The organism is Frigoribacterium sp. CFBP 8766 (assembly GCF_014841435.1).
Taxonomy (GTDB): Bacteria; Actinomycetota; Actinomycetes; order Actinomycetales; family Microbacteriaceae; genus Frigoribacterium.
The window spans coordinates 1059112-1073345 of sequence record NZ_JACYTX010000002.1 but is presented as its reverse complement, the minus strand read 5'-3'; the positions used below and the strand labels follow the sequence as shown (position 1 = coordinate 1073345).

The window sequence follows — 14234 nt, the reverse complement described above, 5'->3', positions numbered from 1 at the left end:
CCTGATCCTGACCGGTCTGCCGCGAGGGTGGGTCGCGGCCGGTGCGTCGCCGCTGGTGAGACGGTTCGGCACGAGCTGGTGAGGCTCGTCCGGTGGGTCGAAGATACCAAGGAGGCGCGGGTTGCGCCAGAGGTCGCACCCACCCCCGATGAGGGGTCGCGTCGCCCCCTGCCCGGCGCGGACGTCGGTGGCCCCGACTACTCTTGTCCCGTGGTCACAGCCCTGTATCGCCGTTACCGGCCAGAGAACTTCGCCGAGCTGATCGGACAGTCGCAGGTGACCGATCCGCTCCGCACGGCGCTGCGCGCCGACCGCGTCAACCACGCCTATCTGTTCAGCGGCCCCCGGGGCTGCGGCAAGACGACGTCGGCCCGCATCCTGGCGCGCTGCCTCAACTGCGCCCAGGGCCCCACCGACACGCCGTGCGGCGTCTGCGACTCGTGCGTCGAGCTCGCTCGCGACGGGGGCGGCTCGCTCGACGTCATCGAGATCGACGCCGCCAGCCACAACGGCGTCGACGACGCGCGCGACATCCGCGACCGCGCCGTGTTCGCCCCGGCGCGCGACCGGTTCAAGATCTTCATCCTCGACGAGGCCCACATGGTCACGCCGCAGGGCTTCAACGCGCTGCTGAAGGTCGTCGAAGAGCCGCCGGAGCACGTCAAGTTCATCTTCGCCACGACCGAGCCCGACAAGGTGATCGGCACGATCCGGTCGCGTACCCACCACTACCCGTTCCGGCTGGTCCCGCCCGCGCAGATGCTCGAGTACGTGCAGCAGCTCGCCGAGAGCGAGGGCGTCGCAGCCGCCCCCGGCGTCCTGCCCCTCGTGGTCAGGGCCGGCGGCGGGTCGGTGCGCGACACCCTGTCGCTGCTCGACCAGCTCATGGCCGGCAGCGAGAGCGGCGGCATCGAGTACGAGCGCGCCGTCGCCCTGCTCGGCTACACGCACGCAGCCCTCCTCGACGACGTCGTGGTCGCCCTCGGGCAGCGCGACGGCGCGGCCGCCTTCGCGGCCGTCGACCGGGTCGTCCAGACGGGCCAGGACCCGAGGCGCTTCGTCGAGGACCTGCTCGAGCGGCTCCGGGACCTCATCGTGGTCGGCGCGACCGTCGAGGGCGCCTCCGCCGTCCTGCGCGGCGTCACGCCGGAGGAGCTCGACCGGCTCGTGCAGCAGTCGCACGCGTTCGGCGCCGCCGAGCTGTCGCGCTCGGCCGACGTGGTGAACCGGGCCCTCACCGACATGACGGGCGCCACGTCGCCGCGCCTCCACCTCGAGCTGATGATCGCCCGGGTGCTCGTGCCCGAGGCCGACGAGACGACGCGGGGCGCGCTGGCCCGCGTCGAGCGGCTCGAGCGCCGCGTCGGCGTCGACGGCGCCGCGGGCGACGCCGCCCACCCTGCACGTCCCGTGCAGACGGCCGTGGTCCCGTCCGCCGCTCCGGCCCGGGGGGCAGGTGCCGCGGGTCAGCAGGCCGGCGTCGCGTCGTCCGCCTCGCAGACAGCGGCTGCCGGTCCGACGGCGACGTCGTCGGACCCGGCTGCGGCCTCGGCGGCCTGGGGCGCCGTCGCGCCCGACGTGCTGAGCACGCCCGCCGCTCCTGACCCCGACGCGTCTGCGGCCGCCCCCGATGGTCCGGCTGTCGGCGAGCCGACCGCGACCGAGCCGGCGACGCCCACGGCTGCGCACTCCGCCGCCTGGGCTCAGACGCCTGCGGTCGAGGGGGCCGTCCCGCCCGGTGCGGGTGCGGGCTCCGACGGCTCCGCCTCTCCCGTCGGCCCGGTCTCGCTGCAGCAGATGCGTGACGCCTGGCCCGAGATCGTCGAGGCCGTCGAGAAGGCGCGTCGCACCGCGTGGATGGTCGTCGTGACCGCGAGCGTGCAGGGCTATGCCGACGAGGTGCTGACCCTGGCGTTCCCCAGCGCCCACGACGTCGACGAGTTCAAGAAGCCCCAGGGCGCCGGCGAGGGCGTCAGCGAGTACCTCCGCCGGGCCATCCAGCAGGTGCTCGGCGTCCGGGTCAANGCCCCGACCGAGCCGGCCCCTCCGCGCGACGAGCCGGCGCCGGTCGTCCCGGGCGAGAGGGCGGCCCCGTCCTCTCCTGCTCCCGAGTCGCAGGCAGCGCCGGCACCCGCCTCGGCGCCGGCACCTGTCTCGGCCTCCACCGCGGCTGCGCCGGCCCCTCGGGAGTCGCGCCCGGCGTCGACCTCTGCCACCGCTGCGGCGTCCCCGCCCGCACCGGCAGAGAAGCGGCCGACGGCCAGCCCCGTCACCGGCTGGGACGTCGCGACGATCCCGCAGACGCCCCCGCCCGAGCCCGACGAACCCGAGTTCATCACGGAGGAGCCGCCCGGCGGCGCCCCCACGGTCGACGCGACGCCACCGCCCTCCGACGCGGCGCCGGCCGCACCGTCGGCGCCGTCAGCCGCTGCTGCCTCGGCATCTGCCTCGGCACCCGCGCCGGCGCAGGGCCCGAGCGCGAGCCAGCGCCGCGCCGCGGCGGGTGACCCCCGACGGGGCATCCCGGCCGGGTCCCGCTACGGCGAGGCCGTCGTCCGCGAGATCCTCGGCGCCCAGTTCATCGAAGAAGAGACGATCGCTCCCCGCGTCACGCCTCAGAGAAGCGAGTAGTCCGTGTACGAGGGCATCGTCCAAGAGCTGATCGACGAGTTCGGCCGCCTCCCGGGCATCGGGCCGAAGTCGGCGCAGCGGATCGCGTTCCACATCCTGCAGACCGAGACGTACGACACGACGCGGCTGTCCGAGCTGCTCGTCGACGTCCGCACCAAGGTCCGGTTCTGCGAGGTCTGCGGCAACGTCACCGAGCAGGAGCGCTGCTCCATCTGCCGCGACCCGCGTCGCTCGCCGGCCACCATCTGCGTGGTCGAGGAGGCGAAGGACGTCCAGGCCATCGAGCGGACCCGCGAGTTCCGCGGCCTCTACCACGTGCTCGGCGGGGCCATCAGCCCGATCGACGGCGTCGGGCCGGACGACCTGCGCATCCGGCAGCTCGTCCAGCGCCTCGCCGACGACACGGTGCAGGAGGTCATCATCGCGACCGACCCCAACCTCGAGGGCGAGGCCACGGCGACCTACCTGTCGCGGATGCTCGCGCCGTTCGGGCTGCGCGTGACGCGTCTCGCCTCCGGGCTGCCGGTCGGCGGCGACCTCGAGTACGCCGACGAGGTCACCCTCGGGCGCGCCTTCGAGGGGCGCCGGCTCGTCTCTGAGTAGTCGAGGGGCCCAGGGGCTCAGGGGCGAGCGGCCCAGGGCCGCCGGCTCAGGGCCGGGCGGCTCAGAGCCGTGCGCGGCGGGCGCGGACGAAGCTGTAGAGGCCGAACGCGATCAGCCCGATCGCCACGACCGACAGCACCACCACACCGGCCGGCAGGCCCGCGAGCGCCTTCAGGGCCCCGTCCAGCCCGCTCGCCTCCTCGGGGTCCGCGGTGATCGCCGCGACGGCGAACAGCACGCCGACGACCGCGATCGCGACGCCCTTCGCGACGTACCCGACGACGCCGAGGGCCACGGACACGCGGCCGGCCGTTCCGGGCGGCACGACGAGGTCCTCACGGAACTTCTGCCGAAGGCCCTTGACGACGAAGTAGACGCCGATCGCGACGACGGCCAGGGCGAGGACGACGAGCAGGACGACCCCGCCGGGCGTCGCGATGAGGCGCGAGCTGAGGCTCTGCGTCTGGTCCGAGCTGTCCGACGACCCGCCCCGGGCGAAGGTGAACGCGGTGACGCCGACGGCGAGGTAGGCGACGCCCTTGCCGCCCTCCTTCGCCCGGTCGGCCCACGCCTCCTTGTCGGTGCCCCGCACGAGGGCGGCCTCGAGCAGCTGGAACAGGCCGAGGGCCCACAGCCCGACGACGACCACCCAGAGCACGACGGCTCCGCCCGGGCGAGAGGCGAGCTGGCCGAGGGCACCGCCCTGGTCGGCCTCGCCGCCGCCGCCCGCCGCGACGCCGAGGGCGATGCCGCCGATCAGCACGTGGATCAGCCCGTTCATCGCGAAGCCCACCCGCGCGAGCGTGCGGAGGGCGCGGCTGTCCTGGAGGCGGCTGGCGGATCCGCGGGCGTCCGCGACGGCGTCGGTCATGCCCCCACGCTAGAGGTCGCGAGAGCAGTCGGCCCGGCCGGCCAGGGGCGAGGAGGCGGCCGTCCACAGGGCGGTCGCGACCGGTCGTCACACGGGCCGGGCACCTCCTAGAATCATCGGACGCAGGCGCCGCCAGCCCGACCGCGCCCGCCTCCTCCTGCCACCCACCTCCTGGAGCCGCCACCGTGAGCTTGATCGTGCAGAAATTCGGCGGGTCCTCCGTCGCCGACGCCGAGAGCATCAAGCGCGTCGCGAAGCGCATCGTCGAGACGCGCAAGGCCGGGAACGACGTCGTCGTCGCGGTCAGCGCCATGGGCGACACGACCGACGAGCTGCTCGACCTCGCCGCCGAGGTGACGCCGATGCCCGGCGGTCGTGAGCTCGACATGCTCCTCACCGCGGGCGAGCGCATCAGCATGGCCCTGCTCGCCATGGCGATCCGCAGCCAGGGCGTCGAGGCCCGGTCGTACACGGGAAGCCAGGCGGGCATGATCACGGACGCCCAGCACGGCAAGGCGCGCATCGTCGACGTCACGCCGGGGCGCATCCGGGAGGCGCTCGACGCCGGGTCGGTCGCCATCGTCGCGGGGTTCCAGGGCTTCAACCGCAGCACGGGCGACATCACGACGCTCGGGCGGGGCGGGTCCGACACGACGGCCGTGGCGCTCGCCGCCGCGCTCGACGCCGACGTCTGCGAGATCTACACCGACGTCGACGGCATCTTCACGGCCGACCCCCGCGTCGTGCCCCGCGCCCGCAAGCTCGACCGCATCACGAGCGAGGAGATGCTCGAGCTCGCCGCCGCCGGCTCGAAGGTGCTCTACATCCGTGCCGTCGAGTACGCCCGACGCCACGGCGTCACCCTGCACGTCCGCTCGTCGTTCCACAACGGCGAGGGCACCTTGGTCGTCAACCCGAAAGAGGGAGAGAACGTGGAAGAGCCCATCATCAGCGGTGTCGCGGGCGACCTGAGCGAGGCGAAGGTCACCGTCGTCGGCGTCCCCGACGTCCCCGGCAAGGCCGCGCAGATCTTCCGCACGGTCGCCAAGACGAGCGCGAACATCGACATGATCGTGCAGAACGTCTCGGCCGCGTCGACCAGCCGCACCGACATCTCGTTCACGCTGCCGAAGTCCGAGGGCTCGGTCGTGCTGAACGCGCTCGAATCCGACCGGGCCGAGATCGGCTTCGAGTCGCTGCAGTACGACGACCAGATCGGCAAGCTCGCCCTCGTCGGCGCCGGGATGCGCACCAACGCCGGCGTCTCGGCGCGCCTCTTCACGGCCCTGTTCGAGGCCGGCATCAACATCGAGATGATCTCGACGAGCGAGATCCGCATCTCGGTCGTGACGCGTGCCGACACGCTCGCCGAGGCCCTGCGCGTCGTGCACACGGCCTTCGAGCTCGACGCCGACGTCGAGGCCGTCGTCTGGGGCGGCACCGGTCGCTGACCGGACCGCCCGCGACGACGATCCCGCCCCCTCATCGAACCACCCACACCACCAGGAGCACGAGATGTCAGAAGGTCTGCGCGTCGGCGTGGTCGGCGCCACCGGACAGGTCGGCAAGGTCATGCGGAAGCTGCTCGCCGAGCGCGAGTTCCCGATCGCCGAGATCCGCTTCTTCGCCACGGCACGCTCGGCGGGCACGACCCTGCCGTTCCGCGGCGTCGACGTCGTCGTCGAGGACGTCGAGACGGCCGACCCGAGAGGGCTCGACATCGCGCTCTTCTCGGCCGGCGCCACCGGCAGCCGGGCGCACGCCCCCCGCTTCGCCGAGGCCGGCGTGCTCGTCATCGACAACTCGAGCGCCTGGCGGATGGACCCCGAGGTGCCGCTGGTCGTCAGCGAGGTCAACCCGCACGCCATCGACCAGGCCGTCAAGGGCATCGTCGCCAACCCGAACTGCACCACCATGGCGGCGATGCCGGTGCTCAAGGTCCTCGACGCCGAGGCGACGCTCGAGCGCTTGATCGTCAGCACGTACCAGGCCGTCAGCGGCAGCGGCCTCGCGGGTGCCGACGAGCTGCTCGGCCAGGCACGTGCGGCCCTCGAGGGCGACGCCGCGGGCCTCGTCCACGACGGAGGCGCGGTGCAGATGCCTCAGCCGGCGGTCTACGTGCGCCCCATCGCCTTCGACGTCATCCCGCTCGCCGGGTCGATCGTCGACGACGGCCTCGACGAGACCGACGAGGAGAAGAAGCTCCGCAACGAGAGCCGCAAGATCCTCGAGCGTCCCGACCTGCTCGTCAGCGGCACCTGCGTACGCGTGCCGGTCTTCACCGGGCACTCCCTGTCGATCAACGCCGAGTTCGCGACCGAGCTCACCGCCGCTCGCGCCCGCGAGCTCCTCGCGGACGCGCCGGGGGTCGTCCTCACCGACGTGCCGACGCCCCTCGAGGCCGCGGGCAAGGACCCGTCGTTCGTCGGTCGCGTCCGTCAGGACGAGGGCGTGCCCGGCAACCGCGGCATCGCCCTCTTCATCAGCAACGACAACCTCCGCAAGGGCGCGGCCCTGAACGCCGTGCAGATCGCCGAGATCGTCGCGGCGCGCCGTCTCGCGACGGCGTAGGTCCCGCCACCGAACCCGCGCCTCCGTCGCTCCGAAGACCGGGCATGACCCGTCTCGTGCCCGGCCTCGTCGCCCTGCTCGCTGCTGCAGCCGCCGTCCTGACGGGCTGCGCCGGGCCCGTCACGGACGGCCAGGCCGCCTCGTCGACGGTCCCGGGGGGAGACGGCCCGGTCGTGGCCTTCTACGGCGACTCGTACACCCTCGGCACGGGGGCGTCCGATGCGTCGCACCGCTGGTCGACGATCGTCAGCGAGGAGCGCGGCTGGCGCGAGTACAACCCGAGCGTCAACGGGCTCGGCTTCGTCAACCACCGCACGTCGTTCGAGGGCGGCGACCTGCCCGGCCTCGTCATCGACGCCGAGCCGGACATCCTGTTCGTCACGATGGGGCTGAACGACGCCTTCTCGTACGACGCCCGCGCCGACGAGATCCACGCCCAGATCGGCGACGACCTCGACCGCATCGCGTCGGCACTGCCCGATGCGCGCCTCGTCGTCGTCGAGCCGTTCTGGTACACCGACGATCGACCGGCGAGCGTCGACGTCATCAGCGGCTGGGTCCACGACGCGGCCGACGAGGTCGGCGCGGACTGGGTGCCGGGCGCCTCCCGCTGGCTCGAGGGGCACCCCGAGTGGATGGCCGCGGACGGGCTGCACCCGAACGACGAGGGCTACGCGGAGATGGCCCGGCGGATGGACGCCGAGCTGACGACCCTCGGGCTCTGAGCGGTCGGACTGGCCGTCGCCGTCTCGCTGGGCTCGTCGTCGAGCCGGGGGCCGGTCCGTACCCAGACGCCGCGCCTAGACTGCATCTCGTGACCGAAGCATCGAAGGCAACGAAGCCCGTCGACGTCGCCCTCATCGGGGCCGGCGTCATGAGCGCCACGTTGGGCGCCATGATCAAGCAGCTCGAGCCCACCTGGACGATCCAGGTCTACGAGGCGCTCGGCGACGTCGCCCAGGAGTCGAGCAACCCCTGGAACAACGCGGGCACCGGTCACTCCGCCCTCTGCGAGCTCAACTACACGCCCGAGCGCGCCGACGGCACGATCGACACGAGCAGCGCCGTCAAGGTCAACGAGCAGTTCCAGGTCTCACGCCAGTTCTGGTCGTTCCTCGTCGCCGAGGGAGCCCTGCCCGAGCCGTCCGCCTTCATCAACTCGACGCCCCACATGAGCTTCGTCTGGGGCGAGGCCAACGTCGAGTACCTGCGCAAGCGGCACGAGGCGCTGCGGGGCCACCCGCTGTTCGCCGGCATGGAGTTCAGCACCGACGCCTCCGTCATCCGCTCGTGGGCCCCGTCCCTCATCCTGGGCCGCGCGAAGGACCAGCCGATCGCCGCGACGCGCATCGAGGCCGGCACCGACGTCGACTTCGGCAGCCTCACGCGCCTCCTGCTGACCTACCTCGAGGAGAACGAGGCGCGCATCGAGCTGGACCACCGCGTGACCGGTCTGACGAAGCTCGCCGACGGCACGTGGCGGGTCGCGATGCGCCGTCAGGTCGGCGGCACGCCCACGAGCGTCGACGCCCGGTTCGTCTTCGTCGGCGCCGGGGGAGGCGCGCTGCACCTGCTGCAGAAGTCGGGCATCGACGAGATCAAGGGCTTCGGCGGGTTCCCGGTCAGCGGCGAGTTCCTCCGGACCGACGACCCGGCCGTCGTGGCCAAGCACGCCGCCAAGGTCTACGGCAAGGCCGCCGTCGGCTCGCCCCCGATGTCGGTCCCGCACCTCGACACCCGTGTCGTGGACGGCCAGGCGAGCCTGATGTTCGGACCGTACGCCGGCTTCAGCCCGAAGTTCCTCAAGAACGGCTCGTGGTTCGACCTCTTCGCCTCGATCCGGCCGCACAACCTGTACCCGATGATCCGCGCGGGGCTGGCGAACCTGTCGCTCGTCAAGTACCTGGTCGGCCAGCTGATGGCGAGCAGCGACAGCAAGTTCGAGTCGCTGCGGGAGTTCATGCCCGACGCCGACCCGGCCGACTGGTACCGCATCACCGCGGGCCAGCGCGTGCAGGTCATCAAGAAGGACGCGAAGAAGGGCGGCGTGCTGCAGTTCGGCACCGAGGTGGTCTCGGCGGCGGACGGCACGATCGCGGGCCTCCTCGGCGCCTCGCCGGGCGCCTCCACCGCCGTGCCGATCATGTTGTCGGTGCTCGAGCGCTGCTTCCCCGACCGGATCGCCGGGTGGACCCCGACGCTCCGCCGCATGGTGCCCACCTACGGCGGCCAGCTCGCCGACGACGAGGCGCGAGCCGCCGCGACGCTCGGGGCGACCGCCGAGGCCCTGCGCATCCACGCGTAGCGGCACGCTGCCGGTCGCGGCTCGGCCAGCTGGGCCGAGCCGAGGAGGCGCGAGCCGGTCTCGGCTTGACGTCCGATCGAACATGTGTTCGACTCTGACCATGAGGTGGAGCGAACAGGCGACGACGGCGACCGACTCGTCGGCCCTGCCCGGGCTGGCGAAGCTGTCGAACCTGGTCGCGTCGGTGACGACGCCCGAGTTCGCGGGGGTGACGTTCCACGAGATCCTCGCGAAGAGCGCCCTCAACCGAGTGCCCGGCAGCGACTCCGCCCTGCCCTTCGGCTGGACGATCAACCCCTACCGAGGGTGCAGCCACGCCTGCGTCTACTGCTTCGCGCGGCCGACGCACGAGTACCTCGACCTCGACGGCGGCGACGACTTCGACCGGCAGATCGTCGTCAAGGTGAACGTCGCCGAGGTGCTGTCCCGTGAGCTGCGTCGCCCGTCGTGGCAGCACCACCCCGTCGCGCTCGGCACGAACACCGACCCGTACCAGCGCGCCGAGGGCAAGTACCGGCTCATGCCGGGCATCATCGCGGCCCTGGCCGACTCGGGCACCCCGTTCAGCATCCTGACCAAGGGGACCCTGCTGAGGCGCGACCTGCCGCTCCTCGTCGAGGCGGCCCAGCACGTGCCGGTCGACATCGCGATGTCGATCGCGATCCACGACGACGACCTGCAGCAGTCCGTCGAGCCGGGCACGCCGACCACCGCCGCGCGTCTCGCGACCGTCCGCGCGGCGACCGACGCGGGGCTCCGCTGCTCCGTCTTCATGATGCCCGTCCTGCCGTGGCTGACCGACGACCTCGACCACCTGCACCGGGCCCTGGCGGCCGTGCGCGCCTCCGGGGCGACGAGCCTGCTGTACTCGGCCCTGCACCTCAAGCCCGGCGTCAAGGAGTGGTGGTCCGCCTGGCTCGAGCGCGAGCACCCGGAGCTCGTCACGCGGTACCGCGACATGTACGCGACGAGCACCTACGCGCCCCTCGGCTACCGCAAGTGGCTCGCGGCCCGCATGCGGCCCCTCCTGGCCGAGCACGGGCTCGAGCACGGCACGGCCGACCCGGCGACGGGCTCCACCCGCTCGAGCGCCCTCGACGACGCTGCGGCGGCCAAGGGCACGCTGGGCTTCGGCGCGGACGGACGGCCCCGGTCGCTCATCGCCCACGAGCTGCCGGGCGGTGCACGGTCGTCTCAGCCACGTCTCTTCTGACCGCGGCAGCGTTCGTCGTCCCTCCGTCCCCGAGGTCGGGGCACAGCCGCCCCGGCGGCTCGGCCCCGTCCCGCGAGGTGACCCTAGATAACGGGGTACAGGACGAGTCCTCGTTCTGGCATGATCGTCCTGCCCGACACGTCGACCAGGAGGGGGCCGCCATGCTGCTCGGCCTCCCCGCACACCTCGTGCCGCAGACCGTGGGCCGGGCGCTGTCCCGTGCCTGCCACGTCATCGCGAGCGTCGTCCTCGCGAGTGCCGGCCTGTTGCTGATCGTGAACCAGGTCGCCGAGCCGTCGTACCTGCTCTGGCCTGCCCTCGTGGCGCTGTTGCCGATGCTCGGCATGCTCTTCGTCGTCGAGCGGTTCCGCAGCACGACCGCCGTGCTCGCGTACCTCGCCATCGGCTCGGCGTGCCTCTACTGGTACGCCGTGACCCTGTTCGCGCAGATCCCGGCGGTCCAGGCGTCGGACGCCTTCTCGCTCTCCCTGCCGAAGATCGCCCTCGTCATGGTCGGAGGCAGCGGGCTGCGTTCCCGAGGCAGCCTGCTCTGGGCCACCGCGGGCTTCGCCCTGGGGGAGCTCGTCACCCAGCTGGCGACGTGGCAGACCGGCGGGACGCCGCGTCTCGACGTCGCGGTCCTCTTCGCGTGGCTCCTCGTCTCCGTGACGGCGACGTCGTCCCTGCTCGCACGGGGACGGGTCGACCGTGCCCAGCCGAGCCTGCACCGGGCGGCCTTCGACCAGCAGAAGCAGGCCATCCGCCACGACGTGGAACAGCAGGCGTCTGCGCTGCTGCACGACACGGTGCTGAACCACCTCGCCTCCATCACGGCCGGCGGGCCCGGCCCGCTCGACCCGGCGACCGCGGCGTCGATGGCGACCGACCTCGAGGTGCTCGTCGGCCAGGAGTGGCTCGTCGACGAGACCAGGGCCCCGGCGCCGGCCTCCCCGACGACCGGGCCGGGCGACTGGACGACGTCCGAGCTGGGACACGCCGTCGCACGGGCGCGCGAGGGCGGGCTCGAGGTCGGCGTCACGGGAGACCTCGGCGCCGTGACGCGGCTCGCGCCCGCGGTCTGCCGCGCCCTGGGCCTCGCCGTGGCCCAGTGCCTCACCAACGTCGCCGTGCACAGCGGCACCGATCGTGCCGAGGTCGTCGTGTACGGCGACGGCGTCGACCTGACGGTGATGGTCATCGACGACGGGGTCGGCTTCGACGCCGCGGCCACGGCGCCCGACAGGCTCGGCCTCAAGAACTCGGTCGAGGCCAGGACGAGGCGGGTGGGGGGCTCGGCGCAGATCTGGTCCTCGCCCGGCAGTGGCACGTCGGTCATGCTCCGCGTCCCGGTCGCACCGGCCGAGTCGGTCGTCGCGCCTGGTGCGGCGACGGAGGCCAGCCCGGTCACCGCCGATCCCGGCCCCGTCGACCTGGCGTCCCGCACAGCCGGCGGGGGAGCACCGTGAGCCGCCGCAGCCCGCAGCAGGTCGATCCGCTCGGCGCCCTCAGCTCCCGCCCCGTCACGGCGCTCGCCGCGGTCGCGGCGGTCGTCTACGCGGCGGTGTCGACCGTCGTCACGCGCGACGAGATCGTGACGCCCGCCGCTGCCGTCGGGGCCCTCGCGGCGCTCGGGGCGGCCGGGGTCGTCCTGGTGCTCGCGTCGAGTCCGCTCCGGGCACCGCTCACCCGGTGGTCGGTCGCGGGCGTCGTCGGGCTCGGTGCCCTCGCCGGAGTCCTCGCCGCCGTCGCCTCGGCCGGCCACAACTCCATGGTCAGAGACGACTGGGCCTCCCTCGCCGTCGGGCTGCTCCTCGTGGGCCTCGCGCCGTACCGGCCCGCACTCGACCTCGTGGTCGCGGGGTTGGCGTCCGCCGTGGTGCTCACGGCGGTCGTGCTCGTCGAGAGGGAGGCGTTCCTCACCGATGTCCCCGTCCTGGTGTTCGTCGTGGTCGCCGTGACCCCGGTGCTGGCGCTCTCGCTCGCCGGGGCGTCGTTCTCGGCCGCCTTCACGACGCTGGTGGAGCGATGGATCGCGGGCGCTTCCTCGGCTCGTCAGGCCAGCGCCGACGAGTTCCGCTCGAGCGTCGCCCGGAGCGTGCAGCAGGACAGGGTGACCATCCTGAACCGCGACGTCGCGCCGTTCTTCGGCGAGGTCGTCGCCGCGGGCGTCGTCACCGAGGCGGACGTCGAGCGGGCCCGCCGCATCAGCGCCGACCTCCGCAGCACCATGGTCGCCGAGGCGGACCGCAGCTGGCTCGAGCAGGTGCTGGCCGACCCCTCCACCCGCGTGTCCGGGGTCGTCGTCGACGTCGGCCGGGCAGCCGGCCGGATGACGGCCGCGCACCGCACGTCGCTGCGGGCCCTGCTCGTCGCCTTCGGCGAGAGCGACGCCGTGCGTCCCGACACCGTCCGCATCGAGCTCGAGCAGGGGCTGGACGCCGAGGAGGAGCGGGTCGAGGCCCGCATCAGCGTCGCCACCGCCTCGTCCGAGTCCGCCGTCCGCCACCGCTTCGCGCCCTACCTCGCCGTCGTGCGGATCGTCTTCGACGACCTGCAGGTCGATCCCGCCCCGCCCCTCCTGACACTAAGGTTTTCTTATGACCAGCACTGAGCCGAGCGGCCGCTCGTCCCTCCGTCCGGGCTTCGGCCGGCCAGCCGCTGCCCCGTCGTGGAGTACGGTCGGGCCTGGTTCCGAGGGGCCCGCGACCCGTCGCGTCCGCCTCGCCATCCTCGACGACCACGAGGTCCTGCTCGACAGCCTGTCGAGCTGGATCAACGTCAACGCCTACGACTTCGACCTGGTCCTCACGGCGCACACCTGGCTGCAGCTCGTGCACAGCGACAACTTCCCGACCGACCTCGTCTTCCTCGACTTCCAGCTGAAGGAGCCGGTCTCCATCGAGGCCCGGGTCCGCACGTGCCGCGCCGCCGGCGCCAAGGTGATCGTGCTGTCGAGCCTCGACACGCGTGAGTCGCGTGAGCGCGCGCTCGACGCCGGTGCGTCGGCGTTCCTCTCGAAGGCGCTGCCGATGCGCGAGGTGATGGACGCGGCCCGCCAGGTCATGGGCGTGGCTCGTGACGCGTCGCCTCAGCGCGACTGGCGCCCGCTGCCCGTGGGGGCCGCGAACCAGAGCCGCCCGAAGCTCAGCGCAGGCGAGTCGGAGGCGTTCCGCCTCTACGTGTCCGGCTTCAGCACCAACGAGGTCGCAGCCCAGATGAACGTGCAGTACGAGACGGCGAAGACCTACCTCCGTCGCGTCCGCGAGAAGTACGCGAAGGCCAACAGGCCCGCGAGCAAGAAGTCCGAGTTGATCCGTCGTGCGGCGGAGGACGGCTACCTGCAGTAGTGGCGAAGCTGTACTTCCGCTACGGCGCGATGAACAGCGGCAAGAGCACGGCGTTGCTCCAGGCCGCCTACAACTACGAGGAACGCGGCCAGCGCGTCCTGCTGGCCAAGCCGCGGGTCGACACCAAGGGCGACGACGCGATCGTCTCCCGGCTGGGCGTCACCCGGCCCGTGGACGTGACGTTCGCTCCCGACGACGACGTGCGGGAGGTGTTCTGCCGTTCGCGGGAGCGCGTGCGGGCGGAGACGGGGACCGACCTGTCGTGCCTGCTCGTCGACGAGGTGCAGTTCCTCACTCCGGTCCAGGTGGACGACCTGCTGCGCATCGCGGTGCTCGAGGGCGTCCCCGTCCTCGCGTACGGGATCAGGACGGACTTCCGGACGATCGCCTTCCCGGGCAGTCGCCGACTCCTGGAGGTGGCGCACTCGCTCGAGGAGCTCAAGACCATCTGTCGGTGCGGCCGCAAGGCGGTCTTCAACGCGCGCAAGGTCGGCGACCGCTTCGTCTTCGACGGTGACCAGGTCGCCATCGACGGCCGGGAGGTCACGTACGAGTCGCTCTGCGGTGCCTGCTACCTGGCCGAGAGCGACGGCCGCCTCGCCTGACCCCGGGGGCGCAGGCTCCGTCCTGCGGCGGGCGGGGACCGCCCCGAGCAGCAGGCACACGAGAGGAGGCCAGACCCCGAAGGGTCTG

At 72.7% G+C, this 14234-nt stretch carries 11 protein-coding genes and 2 pseudogenes; 12 read left to right on the top strand and 1 reads right to left on the bottom strand.

Annotation, left to right across the window (positions count from 1 at the left end; all coding sequences use genetic code 11):
* Positions 1-210 precede the first annotated feature (210 nt).
* The 3 genes and pseudogenes from IFT90_RS10735 to recR form a co-directional block, all read left to right on the top strand.
* Positions 211-2024 (top strand): annotated as a pseudogene (locus IFT90_RS10735) (DNA polymerase III subunit gamma and tau); the annotation flags it as partial.
* Between the two features lies 1 nt (position 2025).
* Positions 2026-2631 (top strand): annotated as a pseudogene (locus tag IFT90_RS16950) (hypothetical protein); the annotation flags it as partial.
* 3 nt (positions 2632-2634) lie between these two features.
* On the top strand, positions 2635-3234 hold the full coding sequence (recR, locus tag IFT90_RS10730; RefSeq protein WP_133737854.1) for a recombination mediator RecR: 600 nt from the start codon (positions 2635-2637) through the stop codon (positions 3232-3234).
* 61 nt (positions 3235-3295) lie between these two features.
* On the opposite strand, the gene IFT90_RS10725 is transcribed toward recR, so the two are convergent.
* On the bottom strand, positions 3296-4105 hold the full coding sequence (locus IFT90_RS10725; protein WP_192042130.1) for a DUF1206 domain-containing protein: 810 nt from the start codon (positions 4103-4105) through the stop codon (positions 3296-3298).
* Positions 4106-4290: 185 nt separating this feature from the next.
* On the opposite strand from IFT90_RS10725, the gene IFT90_RS10720 reads away from it, so the two are divergent.
* The 9 genes from IFT90_RS10720 (at position 4291) to IFT90_RS10680 (ending at position 14146) form a co-directional block, all read left to right on the top strand.
* Positions 4291-5556, top strand: coding sequence for an aspartate kinase (locus IFT90_RS10720; protein ID WP_123546657.1), 1266 nt, complete (start codon positions 4291-4293; stop codon positions 5554-5556).
* Positions 5557-5620: 64 nt separating this feature from the next.
* Complete coding sequence (locus tag IFT90_RS10715) at positions 5621-6676, top strand: aspartate-semialdehyde dehydrogenase (protein WP_123546656.1); 1056 nt, start codon at positions 5621-5623, stop codon at positions 6674-6676.
* A gap of 44 nt (positions 6677-6720) precedes the next feature.
* Positions 6721-7401, top strand: a complete 681-nt coding sequence (locus IFT90_RS10710) for an SGNH/GDSL hydrolase family protein (RefSeq protein ID WP_192042129.1) — start codon at positions 6721-6723, stop codon at positions 7399-7401.
* Between the two features lie 89 nt (positions 7402-7490).
* Positions 7491-8981, top strand: coding sequence for a malate:quinone oxidoreductase (locus IFT90_RS10705; protein ID WP_192042128.1), 1491 nt, complete (start codon positions 7491-7493; stop codon positions 8979-8981).
* 100 nt (positions 8982-9081) lie between these two features.
* Positions 9082-10194 (top strand): Rv2578c family radical SAM protein, encoded by a 1113-nt coding sequence (locus tag IFT90_RS10700; RefSeq protein WP_192042127.1) that lies wholly within the window; start codon positions 9082-9084, stop codon positions 10192-10194.
* A gap of 161 nt (positions 10195-10355) precedes the next feature.
* Entirely contained in the window at positions 10356-11660 is a 1305-nt protein-coding gene (locus IFT90_RS10695) for a sensor histidine kinase (RefSeq protein ID WP_192042126.1), read from the top strand.
* Positions 11657-12805, top strand: a complete 1149-nt coding sequence (locus IFT90_RS10690) for a hypothetical protein (protein ID WP_192042125.1) — start codon at positions 11657-11659, stop codon at positions 12803-12805. Before IFT90_RS10695 ends, IFT90_RS10690 begins: the two co-directional genes overlap by 4 nt.
* Positions 12792-13541 carry a response regulator gene (locus tag IFT90_RS10685; protein ID WP_123546650.1) on the top strand — a complete coding sequence of 250 codons (750 nt, stop codon included), beginning with the start codon at positions 12792-12794 and terminating at the stop codon, positions 13539-13541. Before IFT90_RS10690 ends, IFT90_RS10685 begins: the two co-directional genes overlap by 14 nt.
* A complete protein-coding gene (locus tag IFT90_RS10680) occupies positions 13541-14146 on the top strand; it encodes a thymidine kinase (protein ID WP_123546649.1) in 606 nt (201 codons plus the stop codon). The genes IFT90_RS10685 and IFT90_RS10680 overlap by 1 nt, the downstream gene beginning before the upstream one ends.
* Positions 14147-14234: the final 88 nt, after the last annotated feature.

Bases quoted from the DNA above. Each gene is read 5' to 3' on its own strand.
- IFT90_RS10685 (WP_123546650.1), top strand. From the start codon at position 12,792: ATGACCAGCACTGAGCCGAGCGGCCGCTCGTCCCTCCGTCCGGGCTTC.
- IFT90_RS10700 (WP_192042127.1), top strand. From the start codon at position 9,082: ATGAGGTGGAGCGAACAGGCGACGACGGCGACCGACTCGTCGGCCCTG.
- IFT90_RS10715 (WP_123546656.1), top strand. From the start codon at position 5,621: ATGTCAGAAGGTCTGCGCGTCGGCGTGGTCGGCGCCACCGGACAGGTC.
- IFT90_RS10725 (WP_192042130.1), bottom strand. From the start codon at position 4,105: ATGACCGACGCCGTCGCGGACGCCCGCGGATCCGCCAGCCGCCTCCAG.
- IFT90_RS10695 (WP_192042126.1), top strand. From the start codon at position 10,356: ATGCTGCTCGGCCTCCCCGCACACCTCGTGCCGCAGACCGTGGGCCGG.
- IFT90_RS10710 (WP_192042129.1), top strand. From the start codon at position 6,721: ATGACCCGTCTCGTGCCCGGCCTCGTCGCCCTGCTCGCTGCTGCAGCC.